Source organism: Citrobacter sp. SX206 (genome assembly GCF_024181025.1).
Lineage (GTDB): Bacteria > Pseudomonadota > Gammaproteobacteria > Enterobacterales > Enterobacteriaceae > Citrobacter > Citrobacter youngae.
Window position 1 is genome coordinate 412,563 of the sequence record NZ_CP049738.1, and the last position, 15,098, is coordinate 427,660.

A 15,098-nucleotide genomic window follows, 5' to 3' on the forward strand; every position below is an offset into this window, starting at 1 on the left:
AAAATGCCCGGAGGCTCCGGGCTTTAAAAGAGATGAACCGTCAGATCAGACGATTCCCGGGCACAAACCACTCCCGACGCGAATTGAGCAGATCCTGTGCGCTCATCGCTTTCTTACCGGCAGGCTGTAAAGCGATGAGATTCAGGATGCCGTCGCCTGTTGCGACCTGGATGCCCTGCTTTGTCGCCTCGAGGATGGTGCCTGGTGCAGACTGTGTGTTCACAGCAATAACAGAAGCTTGCCAGACTTTCACCGGCTGACCGTCGATTTCTAGCCAGCTCATTGGCCACGGATTAAAGGCACGAATGCAACGTTCCAACTGAGCAGCAGAAAGCGACCAGTCGATACGTGCCTCTTCTTTGCTGAGTTTTTCTGCATGTGTCACCAGAGATTCATCCTGAACAACTGGTTTTATTGTGCCAGCAGCAAGCTGTTTTAGCGTTTCAATCAGCCCCTGAGGCCCCAAATCTGCCAGTTTATCGTATAACGAACCGCTGGTATCTTCCGCCGTAATCGGGCAAGACAGCTTAAGCAGCATATCTCCGGTGTCGAGGCCAACATCCATCTGCATGATGGTTACACCTGTTTCGGTGTCGCCTGCCCACAATGAACGCTGGATCGGTGCGGCCCCACGCCAGCGTGGAAGCAGAGAACCATGAACGTTGATGCAACCCAGACGCGGCATGTCCAGTACGGCTTTTGGCAGAATCAGGCCATATGCCACCACCACCATTACATCAGCGTGCAGATCAGAAACCAGTTGTTGGTTTTCCTGGGGACGAAGAGATACAGGTTGGAAAACGGGTATCCCTTTTTCTTCCGCCAGCACTTTTACCGGGCTGGGCATCAGCTTTTTACCACGTCCCGCAGGGCGGTCCGGTTGGGTAAACACCCCAACGACGTTATGTCCAGAAGACAACAGCGCGTCGAGATGACGCGCTGCAAAGTCAGGTGTACCCGCAAAAATAATACGTAGTGAGTCTGACACGTTGATTCTTGTCCTTAAGCTCGGGCGTTCAGGCGGTCGAGTTTTTCAACTTTCTGACGAATACGTTGTTGCTTCAACGGAGACAGATAATCGATAAACAGTTTACCGACCAGGTGATCCATTTCATGTTGGATGCAGATAGCCAACAGGCCATCGGCCTCCAGTTCAAAAGGCTTACCGTCGCGATCGAGCGCACGAATTTTTACTTTTTCAGCGCGCGGTACTAATGCACGTTGTTCAGGAATAGACAGGCAGCCTTCTTCAATGCCCGTTTCACCGTCTTTTTCCAGCAACTCTGGGTTAATGAGTACCAGACGCTCGTCACGGTTTTCAGAGACATCAATAACAATGATGCGCTGATGAATATCGACCTGTGTTGCGGCCAGACCGATACCTTCTTCGGCGTACATCGTTTCGAACATATCATCAACGATACGCTGAATTTCTGCATTCACTTCTTCAACCGGCTTTGCGACTTTGCGAAGACGCTCGTCCGGAATATGTAACACTTGCAAAACTGACATAGTTATCCAGAGTTGTGTTCAGGAATTGGAAAGATTATTACCTCTATTCTAGACAAAACCCGCTCTGATTGACAGCATCAGTGACCAATCGCAAAGATTGCCAGGACTGCTTGTGGCAGGGGAACAGGGATGACCCATATTGAGATTTGGTTACGTTTAGCACAAGTGAATGAACTGTATGGTGATGAGATGGTGCGCACTGCTCGCTGGCTTATCGCTCAACCGAGTATTAACAATACGGTACTTCGGCATGCAGGGTTCACTCCTCGCCAGGTCGAACGTTTTCTGGCCTTTTCTGAACAGTCACTGGAAAAAACGCTGCGTTGGCTTGAGTTACCCCATCATCATCTGGTTTTTGCCGACAGCAAGTATTTTCCGCCGCAACTGCGTGCTATTGAGGATTACCCTGGCGTACTTTTCATTGCTGGCCGCCCTGAGTGTCTTCACTCATTTCAAGTTGCTGTTGTCGGCAGTCGGCAGTACTCCTGGTATGGCGAACGATGGGCGCGGTTGTTCTGCGAAAAGCTTTCAGCATGTGGTGTGACGATCACTAGCGGACTGGCTAAAGGGATTGACGGTGTGGCGCATACTGCAGCGATAAACACACACGGGGCCAGTATTGCGGTACTGGGAAATGGTTTGGAAACTATATATCCACGGCGACATGTTCGTCTTGCCGAAAGTTTGATAGAGGCCGGAGGTGCTCTGGTGTCCGAGTTTCCTTTGGATATGCTCCCTTTACCGCGTAATTTTCCCCGACGAAATCGCATTATTAGTGGTCTAAGTAAGGGAGTACTGGTTGTTGAAGCGGCACAGCGTAGTGGCTCATTAGTCACTGCACGCTGTGCGCTGGAACAAGGACGGGAGGTTTTTGCTTTGCCTGGACCGATAGGGAGTCCGGGAAGTGAAGGTCCCCATTGGCTCATTCAGCAGGGAGCCATGCTTGTGACGGCACCAGAGGAAATACTGGAAAGTTTGCAATATGGGCTGCAATGGCTGCCAGATGAGCCTGAAAAATCAATTTATTCGCCGGATCACGAAGAGGTGGCATTGCCATTTTCAGAGCTCCTGGCTAACGTAGGAGATGAGGTAACACCTGTTGACGTCGTCGCTGAACGTGCCGGCCAACCTGTGCCAGAGGTAGTGGCTCAACTGCTCGAACTGGAGTTAGCAGGATGGATCGCAGCTGTACCCGGCGGCTATGTCCGATTGAGGAGGGCAAGCCATGTTCGACGTACTAATGTATTTGTTTGAGACATATATCCATAACGAAGCTGAGCTGCGTGTGGATCAGGACAAACTGGAACGGGATCTTACCGACGCTGGTTTTGATCGTGAAGACATCTACAACGCGTTACTGTGGCTGGAAAAGCTTGCTGATTATCAGGACGGCCTTGCAGAACCTATGCAGCTTGCATCAGATCCCCTTTCTGTACGTATTTATACTGCAGAAGAGTGCGATCGGCTGGATGCGAGCTGTCGGGGGTTCCTGCTATTCCTGGAGCAGATTCAGGTGCTAAACCTCGAAACGCGAGAAATGGTGATAGAGCGCGTACTTGCGCTGGATACGGCTGAGTTTGATCTGGAAGACCTGAAGTGGGTGATCCTGATGGTTCTGTTCAACATTCCAGGCTGCGAAAATGCCTATCAGCAAATGGAAGAATTACTCTTTGAAGTGAATGAAGGTATGCTGCATTAATCAATCTTCATTCAGTATGAGTTGTTATGGCTAAATCAGCACTGTTTACGGTGCGTAAAAACGAGCCCTGCCCACAATGTGGGGCTGAACTGGTTATTCGTTCCGGGAAACACGGCCCGTTTCTTGGTTGCTCACACTATCCAGAATGCGATTATGTCCGTCCGCTGAAATCATCTGCGGACGGACATATAGTCAAAGTTCTGGAGGGTAAATTCTGCCCTGCATGTGGCGCTGAACTGGTGCTGAGGCAGGGACGATTCGGTATGTTTATTGGGTGCAGTGATTACCCTGCCTGCGATCACACTGAGCTTATCGATAAGCCTGATGAAACCGCAGTAGTGTGCCCCCAATGCCAGACGGGCCACTTGGTTCAGCGGCGTTCACGTTATGGCAAAACCTTCTACTCCTGCGATCGCTATCCGGAGTGTCAGTTTGTCATTAACTTCAAACCGTTAGCGGGAGAGTGTCCAGAGTGCCACTATCCGCTACTCATCGAAAAGAAAACCGCGCAGGGTGCGAAGCATTTCTGTGCCAGTAAACAATGTGGAAAGCCGATCCCGGCGGAATAAAAAGTGAATAAAAACCTGCCTACGGACCCCATCGCTGCCGCGATAGAGGTTCTGCAACAAGAAAATGTCATCGCTTATCCAACAGAAGCCGTTTTTGGTGTCGGTTGCAATCCTGACAGCGAAACGGCGGTAATGCGTCTGTTGGAACTCAAACAACGTCCAATTGATAAAGGTTTGATTTTGATTGCAGCAAGCTTTGATCAACTCAAACCGTATATTGATGACAGTATGCTCACCGATGCTCAACGTGAAGCAGTTTTCGCTCGCTGGCCTGGCCCTGTCACTTTCGTTTTCCCGGCTCCTGCGACAACGCCGCGTTGGCTAACCGGTCGTTTTGATTCGCTCGCCGTGCGCGTCACGGATCACCCGCTGGTGGTTGCATTGTGCCAGGCTTATGGCAAGCCATTAGTTTCTACCAGTGCCAATCTGAGTGGACTGGCACCCTGCAGAACGGTAGAGGAAGTACGAGCGCAGTTCGGGGAAGATTTTCCAGTGGTTGAAGGTAATACCGGCGGACGTTTGAATCCCTCGGAAATCAGAGATGCTTTGACGGGTGAACAGTTTCGACAGGGGTAATATGAAAGAAGCCTATGCTGTTTTTGGTAATCCGGTAGCACACAGCAAATCGCCTTTTATTCATCAGCAATTTGCAGAGCAGCTGAAGATTGATCACTCTTATGGTCGGGTGTTGGCGCCGATCAATAACTTTGTGAATACGCTCAATGCCTTTTTTGCTGATGGGGGGAAAGGGGCTAATGTTACCGTTCCTTTTAAAGAAGAGGCTTTTGCGCGTGCTGATGAACTAACAGAGCGGGCATCGCTGGCTGGGGCGGTCAATACTCTAAAACGGCTGGAGGATGGGCGTTTACTGGGTGATAACACCGATGGTATCGGCCTGCTTAGCGATCTTGAGCGTTTGTCTTTCATTCATCCCGGGTCTCGTATCCTGTTGATTGGGGCTGGTGGAGCGTCCCGTGGCGTGTTGCTGCCTCTCCTGTCTATGGATTGCGCGGTGACTATTGTTAATCGCACCGCCTCACGTGCTGAAGAATTGGCGCAGATCTTCTCCCATACCGGCAGCGTTCAGGCGGTAGGAATGGATGAGCTGGATAATTACACCTTCGATCTGATCATCAACGCAACGTCCAGTGGTATTAGCGGTGATGTTCCAGCCATTCCTGCATCGCTTATTCATTCTTCGGTTTATTGCTACGACATGTTCTATCAAAAGGGGAATACTCCGTTCCTTTCCTGGTGCGTATCGCATGGTGCAAAACATTGTGCTGATGGTTTGGGAATGCTGGTGGGGCAAGCGGCACATGCTGTTTTGCTCTGGCATGGTGTACTACCGGAGATTGAGCTTGTGATTAAAACACTGCAACAGGAACTTTCTGCATGAATCAGGCGATTCAATTCCCTGATAGGGAAGAGTGGGTGGCGGATATTAATTCCGTCGTCTTCCCGGCGATGGTTCATGGTATGCAGCTAAAATGTGCCATAAAAGGAGAGACGCTGGCGCATCGCTTTGGCGGCGACACGCCTGAACAGTGGCTTGAAACTTTTCGCGAATATCGCTGGGATCTGGAAGAAGAGGCTGAAGCATTGATCCAGACCCAGCAGGAAGATTCTCAAGGTTGGGTCTGGTTATCCTGACCTAAATACTCATCTTTCCACTTCACGTAGTTGTCAGCAGAATACTGTAGGCCTGCTTTCTCTTCATCAGTTAGTGGGCGGATTTGTTTAACCGGGCTTCCCAGATACAGATATCCGCTTTCCAGGCGTTTGTTTTGTGGAACCAGGCTCCCAGCCCCAATCATAACGTCGTCTTCTACGACTACGCCATCCAGCAGAATCGATCCCATACCGACTAAAACGCGGTTGCCAATGATGCAACCGTGTAGCATGACTTTATGACCAACCGTAACGTCCTCACCCACGATCAGTGGATTACCCTGCGGATTAGACGTGGATTTATGCGTGACATGGAGAACGCTGCCGTCCTGGATGTTTGTACGGGCACCAATTTGTACATAGTTAACGTCGCCACGAATGGCAACCAGTGGCCAAATCCCGACATCATCAGCCAGACGAGCATCGCCAATGACAACACTACTACTATCGATCATGACGCGTTTGCCGATCTGTGGGAAAAGATCCTTATAAGGACGCAGTACATCAGACATGTTTACCTCAATGAAAATAGGGCGGTAATGAAGACTTTGGTTGGATTATTGAGACTGTGCAAGTGGTTTAGCTATCAAAAATCAGCCAAATTGCACAGGAATGTAGCGAAAGGAGTGAAAAACAAGCATTCGGCAAAAAAGATCCAAAAAACACTTGTGCTAAAAAATGGGATCCCTATAATGCGCCTCCATCGACACGGCGGATGTGAATCACTTCACACAAACAGCCGGGCCGGTTGAAGAGAAAAACCTGAAAATGAGGGTTGACTCTGAAAGAGGAAAGCGTAATATACGCCACCTCGCGACAGAGCGCTAAAGCGCGTCGCAACTGCTCTTTAACAATTTATCAGACAATCTGTGTGGGCACTCGAAGATACGGATTCTTAACGTCGCAAGACGAAAAATGAATACCAAGTCTCTGAGTGAACACGTAATTCATTACGAAGTTTAATTCACGAGCATCAAACTTAAATTGAAGAGTTTGATCATGGCTCAGATTGAACGCTGGCGGCAGGCCTAACACATGCAAGTCGAACGGTAGCACAGAGAGCTTGCTCTTGGGTGACGAGTGGCGGACGGGTGAGTAATGTCTGGGAAACTGCCCGATGGAGGGGGATAACTACTGGAAACGGTAGCTAATACCGCATAACGTCGCAAGACCAAAGAGGGGGACCTTCGGGCCTCTTGCCATCGGATGTGCCCAGATGGGATTAGCTAGTAGGTGGGGTAACGGCTCACCTAGGCGACGATCCCTAGCTGGTCTGAGAGGATGACCAGCCACACTGGAACTGAGACACGGTCCAGACTCCTACGGGAGGCAGCAGTGGGGAATATTGCACAATGGGCGCAAGCCTGATGCAGCCATGCCGCGTGTATGAAGAAGGCCTTCGGGTTGTAAAGTACTTTCAGCGAGGAGGAAGGCGTTGTGGTTAATAACCGCAGCGATTGACGTTACTCGCAGAAGAAGCACCGGCTAACTCCGTGCCAGCAGCCGCGGTAATACGGAGGGTGCAAGCGTTAATCGGAATTACTGGGCGTAAAGCGCACGCAGGCGGTCTGTCAAGTCGGATGTGAAATCCCCGGGCTCAACCTGGGAACTGCATCCGAAACTGGCAGGCTAGAGTCTTGTAGAGGGGGGTAGAATTCCAGGTGTAGCGGTGAAATGCGTAGAGATCTGGAGGAATACCGGTGGCGAAGGCGGCCCCCTGGACAAAGACTGACGCTCAGGTGCGAAAGCGTGGGGAGCAAACAGGATTAGATACCCTGGTAGTCCACGCCGTAAACGATGTCGACTTGGAGGTTGTGCCCTTGAGGCGTGGCTTCCGGAGCTAACGCGTTAAGTCGACCGCCTGGGGAGTACGGCCGCAAGGTTAAAACTCAAATGAATTGACGGGGGCCCGCACAAGCGGTGGAGCATGTGGTTTAATTCGATGCAACGCGAAGAACCTTACCTACTCTTGACATCCAGAGAACTTGGCAGAGATGCTTTGGTGCCTTCGGGAACTCTGAGACAGGTGCTGCATGGCTGTCGTCAGCTCGTGTTGTGAAATGTTGGGTTAAGTCCCGCAACGAGCGCAACCCTTATCCTTTGTTGCCAGCGATTCGGTCGGGAACTCAAAGGAGACTGCCAGTGATAAACTGGAGGAAGGTGGGGATGACGTCAAGTCATCATGGCCCTTACGAGTAGGGCTACACACGTGCTACAATGGCGCATACAAAGAGAAGCGACCTCGCGAGAGCAAGCGGACCTCATAAAGTGCGTCGTAGTCCGGATTGGAGTCTGCAACTCGACTCCATGAAGTCGGAATCGCTAGTAATCGTGGATCAGAATGCCACGGTGAATACGTTCCCGGGCCTTGTACACACCGCCCGTCACACCATGGGAGTGGGTTGCAAAAGAAGTAGGTAGCTTAACCTTCGGGAGGGCGCTTACCACTTTGTGATTCATGACTGGGGTGAAGTCGTAACAAGGTAACCGTAGGGGAACCTGCGGTTGGATCACCTCCTTACCTTAAAGAAACGTTCTTTGTAGTGCTCACACAGATTGTCTGATGAAAATTAGCAGTAAGAAAATCTCTGCAGGCTTGTAGCTCAGGTGGTTAGAGCGCACCCCTGATAAGGGTGAGGTCGGTGGTTCAAGTCCACTCAGGCCTACCAAATTCGCTGCCGTGCTGCGTTGCGGCGACGCTCGCATACTTCAGTATGCTTCGTGTCACCACGCCTTGCCCGACACCGAATTAACGGTAACAGAGAAAACAGTTTTACGATGGGGCTATAGCTCAGCTGGGAGAGCGCCTGCTTTGCACGCAGGAGGTCTGCGGTTCGATCCCGCATAGCTCCACCATCTTTACTGCAAAAACACAAGAAAACTTCAGAGTGTACCTGAAAAGGTTCACTGCGAAGTTTTGCTCTTTAAAAATCTGGATCAAGCTGAAAATTGAAACGACACACTGTTTCATTTCTCCGTAATAAGAAATGAAAAATGGTGTGTTCGAGTCTCTCAAATTTTCGCAACACGGTGGTGTTTTACGAAACATCTTCGGGTTGTGAGGTTAAGCGACTAAGCGTACACGGTGGATGCCCTGGCAGTCAGAGGCGATGAAGGACGTGCTAATCTGCGATAAGCGTCGGTAAGGTGATATGAACCGTTATAACCGGCGATTTCCGAATGGGGAAACCCAGTGTGTTTCGACACACTATCATTACGTGAATACATAGCGTAATGAAGCGAACCGGGGGAACTGAAACATCTAAGTACCCCGAGGAAAAGAAATCAACCGAGATTCCCCCAGTAGCGGCGAGCGAACGGGGAGCAGCCCAGAGTCTGAATCAGCTTGTGTGTTAGTGGAACGGTCTGGAAAGTCCGACGGTACAGGGTGATAGTCCCGTACACCAAAATGCACAGGTTGTGAACTCGAAGAGTAGGGCGGGACACGTGGTATCCTGTCTGAATATGGGGGGACCATCCTCCAAGGCTAAATACTCCTGACTGACCGATAGTGAACCAGTACCGTGAGGGAAAGGCGAAAAGAACCCCGGCGAGGGGAGTGAAAAAGAACCTGAAACCGTGTACGTACAAGCAGTGGGAGCCTCTTTATGGGGTGACTGCGTACCTTTTGTATAATGGGTCAGCGACTTATATTCTGTAGCAAGGTTAACCGAATAGGGGAGCCGAAGGGAAACCGAGTCTTAACTGGGCGTTAAGTTGCAGGGTATAGACCCGAAACCCGGTGATCTAGCCATGGGCAGGTTGAAGGTTGGGTAACACTAACTGGAGGACCGAACCGACTAATGTTGAAAAATTAGCGGATGACTTGTGGCTGGGGGTGAAAGGCCAATCAAACCGGGAGATAGCTGGTTCTCCCCGAAAGCTATTTAGGTAGCGCCTCGTGAACTCATCTTCGGGGGTAGAGCACTGTTTCGGCTAGGGGGTCATCCCGACTTACCAACCCGATGCAAACTGCGAATACCGAAGAATGTTATCACGGGAGACACACGGCGGGTGCTAACGTCCGTCGTGAAGAGGGAAACAACCCAGACCGCCAGCTAAGGTCCCAAAGTCACAGTTAAGTGGGAAACGATGTGGGAAGGCACAGACAGCCAGGATGTTGGCTTAGAAGCAGCCATCATTTAAAGAAAGCGTAATAGCTCACTGGTCGAGTCGGCCTGCGCGGAAGATGTAACGGGGCTAAACTGTGCACCGAAGCTGCGGCAGCGACACTATGTGTTGTTGGGTAGGGGAGCGTTCTGTAAGCCGTTGAAGGTGTGTCGTGAGGCATGCTGGAGGTATCAGAAGTGCGAATGCTGACATAAGTAACGATAATGCGGGTGAAAAACCCGCACGCCGGAAGACCAAGGGTTCCTGTCCAACGTTAATCGGGGCAGGGTGAGTCGACCCCTAAGGCGAGGCCGAAAGGCGTAGTCGATGGGAAACAGGTTAATATTCCTGTACTTGGTGTTACTGCGAAGGGGGGACGGAGAAGGCTATGTTAGCCGGGCGACGGTTGTCCCGGTTTAAGCATGTAGGCGGAGGTTCCAGGTAAATCCGGTACCTTTTTAACGCTGAGGTGTGATGACGAGGCACTACGGTGCTGAAGTAACAAATGCCCTGCTTCCAGGAAAAGCCTCTAAGCATCAGGTAACACGAAATCGTACCCCAAACCGACACAGGTGGTCAGGTAGAGAATACCAAGGCGCTTGAGAGAACTCGGGTGAAGGAACTAGGCAAAATGGTGCCGTAACTTCGGGAGAAGGCACGCTGATATGTAGGTGAAGTGATTTACTCATGGAGCTGAAATCAGTCGAAGATACCAGCTGGCTGCAACTGTTTATTAAAAACACAGCACTGTGCAAACACGAAAGTGGACGTATACGGTGTGACGCCTGCCCGGTGCCGGAAGGTTAATTGATGGGGTTATCCGTAAGGAGAAGCTCTTGATCGAAGCCCCGGTAAACGGCGGCCGTAACTATAACGGTCCTAAGGTAGCGAAATTCCTTGTCGGGTAAGTTCCGACCTGCACGAATGGCGTAATGATGGCCAGGCTGTCTCCACCCGAGACTCAGTGAAATTGAACTCGCTGTGAAGATGCAGTGTACCCGCGGCAAGACGGAAAGACCCCGTGAACCTTTACTATAGCTTGACACTGAACACTGGTCCTTGATGTGTAGGATAGGTGGGAGGCTTTGAAGTGTGGACGCCAGTCTGCATGGAGCCAACCTTGAAATACCACCCTTTAATGGCTGGTGTTCTAACGTGGACCCGTAATCCGGGTTGCGGACAGTGTCTGGTGGGTAGTTTGACTGGGGCGGTCTCCTCCTAAAGAGTAACGGAGGAGCACGAAGGTTAGCTAATCCTGGTCGGACATCAGGAGGTTAGTGCAAAGGCATAAGCTAGCTTGACTGCGAGAGTGACGGCTCGAGCAGGTGCGAAAGCAGGTCTTAGTGATCCGGTGGTTCTGAATGGAAGGGCCATCGCTCAACGGATAAAAGGTACTCCGGGGATAACAGGCTGATACCGCCCAAGAGTTCATATCGACGGCGGTGTTTGGCACCTCGATGTCGGCTCATCACATCCTGGGGCTGAAGTAGGTCCCAAGGGTATGGCTGTTCGCCATTTAAAGTGGTACGCGAGCTGGGTTTAGAACGTCGTGAGACAGTTCGGTCCCTATCTGCCGTGGGCGCTGGAGAATTGAGGGGGGCTGCTCCTAGTACGAGAGGACCGGAGTGGACGCATCACTGGTGTTCGGGTTGTCATGCCAATGGCATTGCCCGGTAGCTAAATGCGGAAGAGATAAGTGCTGAAAGCATCTAAGCACGAAACTTGCCCCGAGATGAGTTCTCCCTGAGACTATAAGTCTCCTGAAGGAACGTTGAAGACGACGACGTTGATAGGTCGGGTGTGTAAGTGTAGCGATACATTGAGCTAACCGATACTAATGAACCGTGAGGCTTAACCTTACAACGCCGAAGATGTTTTGGCGAAGAGACAGACATCAGATTCAGCTTGATTACAGATGACATCAGAACGCAGAAGCGGTCTGATAACAGAATTTGCCTGGCGGCTGTAGCGCGGTGGTCCCACCTGACCCCATGCCGAACTCAGAAGTGAAACGCCGTAGCGCCGATGGTAGTGTGGGGTCTCCCCATGCGAGAGTAGGGAACTGCCAGGCATCAAATTTAGTGTGCTGATATGGCTCAGTTGGTAGAGCGCACCCTTGGTAAGGGTGAGGTCCCCAGTTCGACTCTGGGTATCAGCACCAGTTTTTCGGGTTAAAGTTTGGCACTTAGTAAAGAATTTGCCTGGCGGCTGTAGCGCGGTGGTCCCACCTGACCCCATGCCGAACTCAGAAGTGAAACGCCGTAGCGCCGATGGTAGTGTGGGGTCTCCCCATGCGAGAGTAGGGAACTGCCAGGCATCAAATAAAAGCGAAAGGCCCAGTCGAAAGACTGGGCCTTTTTGCTTTTTTAACGTATCAGGGAAAATAGGCCGGATACGCGTAAACGCTTTACCCGGCCCACGAGGTTGATATTTCTGTCGGTCTGATACGTGCAGGCAATTGGGCGTTAATGTATAACCTGCGATAAAAAGGCACGGGTTCGTTCGGATTTAGGATGGGCAAAAAATTCATCTGGAGGCGCCTGTTCGACAATCTCTCCAAGATCCATAAAGATCACCCGATCCGCTACCGTGCGGGCGAACCCCATTTCATGTGTTACACACAGCATTGTCATTCCCGATTGCGCCAGGCCAATCATCGTATCCAGCACTTCCTTTACCATTTCGGGATCTAACGCTGACGTGGGTTCGTCAAACAGCATGATTTTGGGTTTCATACACAGCGAGCGCGCAATAGCGACACGCTGTTGCTGACCACCGGAAATTTGCCCGGGATATTTATGTGCATGTTCAGCAATGCGGACCCGCTCAAGGTAGTGCATTGCCAGCACTTCGGCTTCTTTCTTCGGCATCTTTTGCACCCAAATAGGAGCCAGTGTGCAGTTTTGCAGAACCGTTAAATGAGGGAAGAGATTAAAGTGCTGAAAGACCATGCCAACTTCCTGTCTGACACGTTCGATATTGCGGATATCTTCGTTGAGCTCGATTCCATCCACGACAATACGCCCTTGCTGATGTTCTTCCAGATGGTTAATACAGCGAATAGTCGTCGATTTTCCGGAACCAGAAGGCCCGCACAATACGATACGTTCTCCCTGTTTTACCTGCAGGTTGATATTTTTCAGGACATGAAACTGCCCATACCATTTGTTGACGTTTTCCAGCGTAATCATCGCGTCAGTGGACGGCATTACTAGTTGGCTCATAAATTCCTCAGTGCGGTGTACGCCCGGTGTTAAAACGTTTTTCCAGATGCTGGCTATAACGCGACATGCTGAAACAGAAAACCCAGTAAATCAGTGCAGCGAAAACATATCCTTCTGTCGACATTCCCAGCCAGGCCGGGTCGACAGTTGCTTGCTGGACGCTGCTAAAGAGATCAAACAGGCCGATGATAATGACCAGGCTGGTATCCTTGAATAGCGCGATGATGGTATTGACCAGGCCGGGAATGACCAGCTTCAGCGCCTGGGGAAGAATAACCAACCCCTGCGTTTTCCAGTACCCAAGCGCCAGTGATTCAGCCGCTTCATATTGACCTTTTGGTAAGGCCTGTAATCCTCCGCGTACCACTTCAGCAACATAGGCTGACTGGAAGAGAATGACACCAACCAGTGCCCGAATAAGTTTGTCGATAGTTGTACCCTCCGACATAAATAGCGGGAGCATGACTGAGGACATAAACAGGACGGTTATAAGCGGCACACCACGCCAGAACTCAATGAAAATGACCGATAAAACACGCACGATCGGCATATGAGAACGGCGGCCTAACGCCAGTAAAATGCCCCACGGAAGCGCGCCTGCAATACCCACGGATGCGATGATAAGCGTCAGTGTTAATCCACCCCACTGGCGAGTTTCTACGCGCTCAAGCCCGAAAAAACCCCCGTACATTAGCCACCAAACCACCACTGGATAAATGACGGCCCAGACGGCGATATAGCGGCCACGGTGAGGGATGATTTTCAAGAACATCGGGATGAAGGAAAGCAGACCAATAATCAGAGCCAGATTGACGCGCCAGCGTTGATCGTGTGGATACAGTCCATACATAAATTGCCCGAAGCGTTCATGGATGAAAACCCAGCAAGCCCCTGCTTTTGTACAATCGGCCCGGCTAGAACCGACCCAGTTGGCCTGCAGGAATGCCCAGTTCAACAGCGGGGGAAGGAACGACCAAATAAGCCACACGCATAGCAATGTGAGCAGGCTGTTTGACCAACTAGAGAACAGGTTTTTACGTACCCAAAATAGAATGCGACTTGCCTGGTTACTGCTCGGGCGCGCGGGGCGAGACAGCAGTGCTTTTGTCATCATGGCTCCTTAGCGCTCAATCAGTGCGATGCGGCGGTTATAAATATTCATCAACAGAGAAATGCTCAGGCTGATGATCAGGTACACCGACATGGTGATGGCGATAGTTTCGATGGCCTGTCCTGTTTGATTGAGCACAGTACCGGCAAACAATGACACCATATCCGGATAGCCAATGGCGGCTGCGAGAGAGGAGTTCTTGACGATATTCAGATACTGGCTGGTCAATGGGGGAATGATGACGCGCAGCGCCTGTGGGATGATCACCTGGCGCAGCGTTACCGGATTTGGCAGGCCCAGCGAGCGTGCTGCTTCATGTTGGCCATAAGGAACAGCCTGAATCCCCGCCCGGATAATTTCAGCAATAAACGCTGAGGTATACACCGAAAGCGCCAGCGTCAGGGCAGCCAGTTCGGGAATAAGCACCATACCGCCACGGAAGTTAAACCCGCGTAGTTCAGGGATATCCCAGTGCAGCGCCGCACCGAAAATCCAATGTGAAATCATCGGTAGAAACACGATTAGCATCAGGGCTGTTGGCCATGTTCGGCGCAACTGGCCTGTTTTGGTCTGGTGCATTTTGTTGAAGCGAAATAACCCAATGGTGATGATGACGGCAAGCATGATTGCGGCACAGAAGGTAATCAGGCCTTCTCCCATCTGTGGTGCCGGAATGTAGAGCCCGCGATTGCTCAGAAAGACCAGATCCAGGGCACTAACAGCCTGCCGCGGTCCGGGCAAATTCCGCAATACGGCAAAATACCAAAAGAAGATCTGCAGCAATGGCGGGATATTGCGGAACGTTTCGATATAAATCGTAGAGAGCTTTCGTAGTAACCAGTTATCCGACAGCCGTGCCAACCCGAGAAAAAAGCCGAGAAATGATGCGAAAACAATGCACAACGCAGAGACTAATAGCGTATTAAGCAGACCGACGATAAAGACGCGGCCATATGTATCGCCTTGCTCGTAATCAATCAGATGCTGGACGATACCAAATCCGGCACTGCGTTCGAGAAAAGAAAATCCCGAGGTAATACCGCGACTGCTCAGGTTATTAATGGTGTTATGAATGAGATAGATCGCAATGCTAACGACCGCAATCACAGCGAGTATTTGAAATAACCAGGCGCGGACCGCAGGGTTAGAAAAGGATAACGATCCTTTTACGTTTGAGCGGCGATGGGACATAAGAAAACCTC

At 50.9% G+C, this 15,098-nt stretch carries 12 protein-coding genes, 3 tRNA genes and 4 rRNA genes; 13 read left to right on the top strand and 6 right to left on the bottom strand.

What is annotated here, in order from left to right; genetic code table 11:
- Positions 1-40 precede the first annotated feature (40 nt).
- Both fmt and def read right to left on the bottom strand, forming a co-directional pair.
- Positions 41-988 (bottom strand): methionyl-tRNA formyltransferase, encoded by a 948-nt coding sequence (gene fmt / locus G8S19_RS02025; protein ID WP_101743187.1) that lies wholly within the window; start codon positions 986-988, stop codon positions 41-43.
- Positions 989-1,002: 14 nt separating this feature from the next.
- The gene (gene def, locus G8S19_RS02030) at positions 1,003-1,512 is read right to left on the bottom strand and encodes a peptide deformylase (protein ID WP_040232019.1); all 510 of its coding nucleotides are present in this window, start codon (positions 1,510-1,512) and stop codon (positions 1,003-1,005) included.
- Positions 1,513-1,641: 129 nt separating this feature from the next.
- Between def and dprA the strand changes: the two genes are divergently transcribed.
- Genes dprA through G8S19_RS02060 form a run of 6 tightly spaced genes read left to right on the top strand, consistent with a single transcriptional unit; the run spans position 1,642 to position 5,433 of the window.
- The gene (dprA, locus tag G8S19_RS02035; RefSeq protein WP_048213517.1) at positions 1,642-2,766 is read left to right on the top strand and encodes a DNA-protecting protein DprA; all 1,125 of its coding nucleotides are present in this window, start codon (positions 1,642-1,644) and stop codon (positions 2,764-2,766) included.
- Positions 2,738-3,211, top strand: coding sequence for a DUF494 family protein Smg (gene smg / locus G8S19_RS02040; RefSeq protein WP_005134083.1), 474 nt, complete (start codon positions 2,738-2,740; stop codon positions 3,209-3,211). Before dprA ends, smg begins: the two co-directional genes overlap by 29 nt.
- A 26-nt stretch (positions 3,212-3,237) precedes the next feature.
- Entirely contained in the window at positions 3,238-3,780 is a 543-nt protein-coding gene (locus G8S19_RS02045; RefSeq protein ID WP_048213516.1) for a type I DNA topoisomerase, read from the top strand.
- Between the two features lie 3 nt (positions 3,781-3,783).
- Positions 3,784-4,356, top strand: coding sequence for an L-threonylcarbamoyladenylate synthase type 1 TsaC (tsaC, locus tag G8S19_RS02050; protein WP_048213515.1), 573 nt, complete (start codon positions 3,784-3,786; stop codon positions 4,354-4,356).
- Position 4,357: 1 nt separating this feature from the next.
- Entirely contained in the window at positions 4,358-5,179 is an 822-nt protein-coding gene (gene aroE / locus G8S19_RS02055; RefSeq protein WP_116361274.1) for a shikimate dehydrogenase, read from the top strand.
- The gene (locus tag G8S19_RS02060) at positions 5,176-5,433 is read left to right on the top strand and encodes a DUF1488 domain-containing protein (protein WP_116361273.1); all 258 of its coding nucleotides are present in this window, start codon (positions 5,176-5,178) and stop codon (positions 5,431-5,433) included. Before aroE ends, G8S19_RS02060 begins: the two co-directional genes overlap by 4 nt.
- On the opposite strand, the gene G8S19_RS02065 is transcribed toward G8S19_RS02060, so the two are convergent.
- The gene (locus tag G8S19_RS02065) at positions 5,409-5,963 is read right to left on the bottom strand and encodes a gamma carbonic anhydrase family protein (RefSeq protein ID WP_048213512.1); all 555 of its coding nucleotides are present in this window, start codon (positions 5,961-5,963) and stop codon (positions 5,409-5,411) included. The genes G8S19_RS02060 and G8S19_RS02065 overlap by 25 nt on opposite strands.
- 469 nt (positions 5,964-6,432) lie before the next feature.
- On the opposite strand from G8S19_RS02065, the gene G8S19_RS02070 reads away from it, so the two are divergent.
- From G8S19_RS02070 to rrf (G8S19_RS02100), 7 genes are all read left to right on the top strand, one after another.
- A 16S ribosomal RNA gene (locus G8S19_RS02070) occupies positions 6,433-7,972 on the top strand.
- Between the two features lie 71 nt (positions 7,973-8,043).
- Positions 8,044-8,120: transfer RNA gene (locus tag G8S19_RS02075), tRNA-Ile, on the top strand.
- A gap of 111 nt (positions 8,121-8,231) precedes the next feature.
- Positions 8,232-8,307: transfer RNA gene (locus G8S19_RS02080), tRNA-Ala, on the top strand.
- Positions 8,308-8,513: 206 nt separating this feature from the next.
- Positions 8,514-11,420: ribosomal RNA gene (locus G8S19_RS02085) — 23S ribosomal RNA — on the top strand.
- A gap of 96 nt (positions 11,421-11,516) precedes the next feature.
- Positions 11,517-11,632 (top strand): 5S ribosomal RNA (gene rrf / locus G8S19_RS02090).
- A gap of 14 nt (positions 11,633-11,646) precedes the next feature.
- A tRNA-Thr gene (locus G8S19_RS02095) sits at positions 11,647-11,722 on the top strand.
- 39 nt (positions 11,723-11,761) lie between these two features.
- Positions 11,762-11,877 (top strand): 5S ribosomal RNA (gene rrf / locus G8S19_RS02100).
- The 16S, 23S and 5S rRNA genes sit together here with 3 tRNA genes alongside, the layout of an rRNA operon.
- A gap of 149 nt (positions 11,878-12,026) precedes the next feature.
- On the opposite strand, the gene G8S19_RS02105 is transcribed toward rrf (G8S19_RS02100), so the two are convergent.
- From G8S19_RS02105 to G8S19_RS02115, 3 genes are read right to left on the bottom strand one after another with little or no spacing between them, the layout of a single operon-like run.
- Positions 12,027-12,785: an amino acid ABC transporter ATP-binding protein gene (locus tag G8S19_RS02105; RefSeq protein WP_061068714.1), complete on the bottom strand. Its 759-nt coding sequence runs from the start codon at positions 12,783-12,785 to the stop codon at positions 12,027-12,029.
- Between the two features lie 7 nt (positions 12,786-12,792).
- Positions 12,793-13,896: an amino acid ABC transporter permease gene (locus G8S19_RS02110; RefSeq protein WP_048213471.1), complete on the bottom strand. Its 1,104-nt coding sequence runs from the start codon at positions 13,894-13,896 to the stop codon at positions 12,793-12,795.
- Between the two features lie 9 nt (positions 13,897-13,905).
- Positions 13,906-15,087 carry an amino acid ABC transporter permease gene (locus G8S19_RS02115; RefSeq protein ID WP_101741933.1) on the bottom strand — a complete coding sequence of 394 codons (1,182 nt, stop codon included), beginning with the start codon at positions 15,085-15,087 and terminating at the stop codon, positions 13,906-13,908.
- Positions 15,088-15,098: the final 11 nt, after the last annotated feature.

Bases quoted from the DNA above. Each gene is read 5' to 3' on its own strand.
- G8S19_RS02060 (WP_116361273.1), top strand. From the start codon at position 5,176: ATGAATCAGGCGATTCAATTCCCTGATAGGGAAGAGTGGGTGGCGGAT.
- G8S19_RS02105 (WP_061068714.1), bottom strand. From the start codon at position 12,785: ATGAGCCAACTAGTAATGCCGTCCACTGACGCGATGATTACGCTGGAA.
- G8S19_RS02110 (WP_048213471.1), bottom strand. From the start codon at position 13,896: ATGACAAAAGCACTGCTGTCTCGCCCCGCGCGCCCGAGCAGTAACCAG.
- def (WP_040232019.1), bottom strand. From the start codon at position 1,512: ATGTCAGTTTTGCAAGTGTTACATATTCCGGACGAGCGTCTTCGCAAA.
- smg (WP_005134083.1), top strand. From the start codon at position 2,738: ATGTTCGACGTACTAATGTATTTGTTTGAGACATATATCCATAACGAA.
- aroE (WP_116361274.1), top strand. From the start codon at position 4,358: ATGAAAGAAGCCTATGCTGTTTTTGGTAATCCGGTAGCACACAGCAAA.
- dprA (WP_048213517.1), top strand. From the start codon at position 1,642: ATGACCCATATTGAGATTTGGTTACGTTTAGCACAAGTGAATGAACTG.
- G8S19_RS02065 (WP_048213512.1), bottom strand. From the start codon at position 5,963: ATGTCTGATGTACTGCGTCCTTATAAGGATCTTTTCCCACAGATCGGC.
- G8S19_RS02045 (WP_048213516.1), top strand. From the start codon at position 3,238: ATGGCTAAATCAGCACTGTTTACGGTGCGTAAAAACGAGCCCTGCCCA.
- G8S19_RS02115 (WP_101741933.1), bottom strand. From the start codon at position 15,087: ATGTCCCATCGCCGCTCAAACGTAAAAGGATCGTTATCCTTTTCTAAC.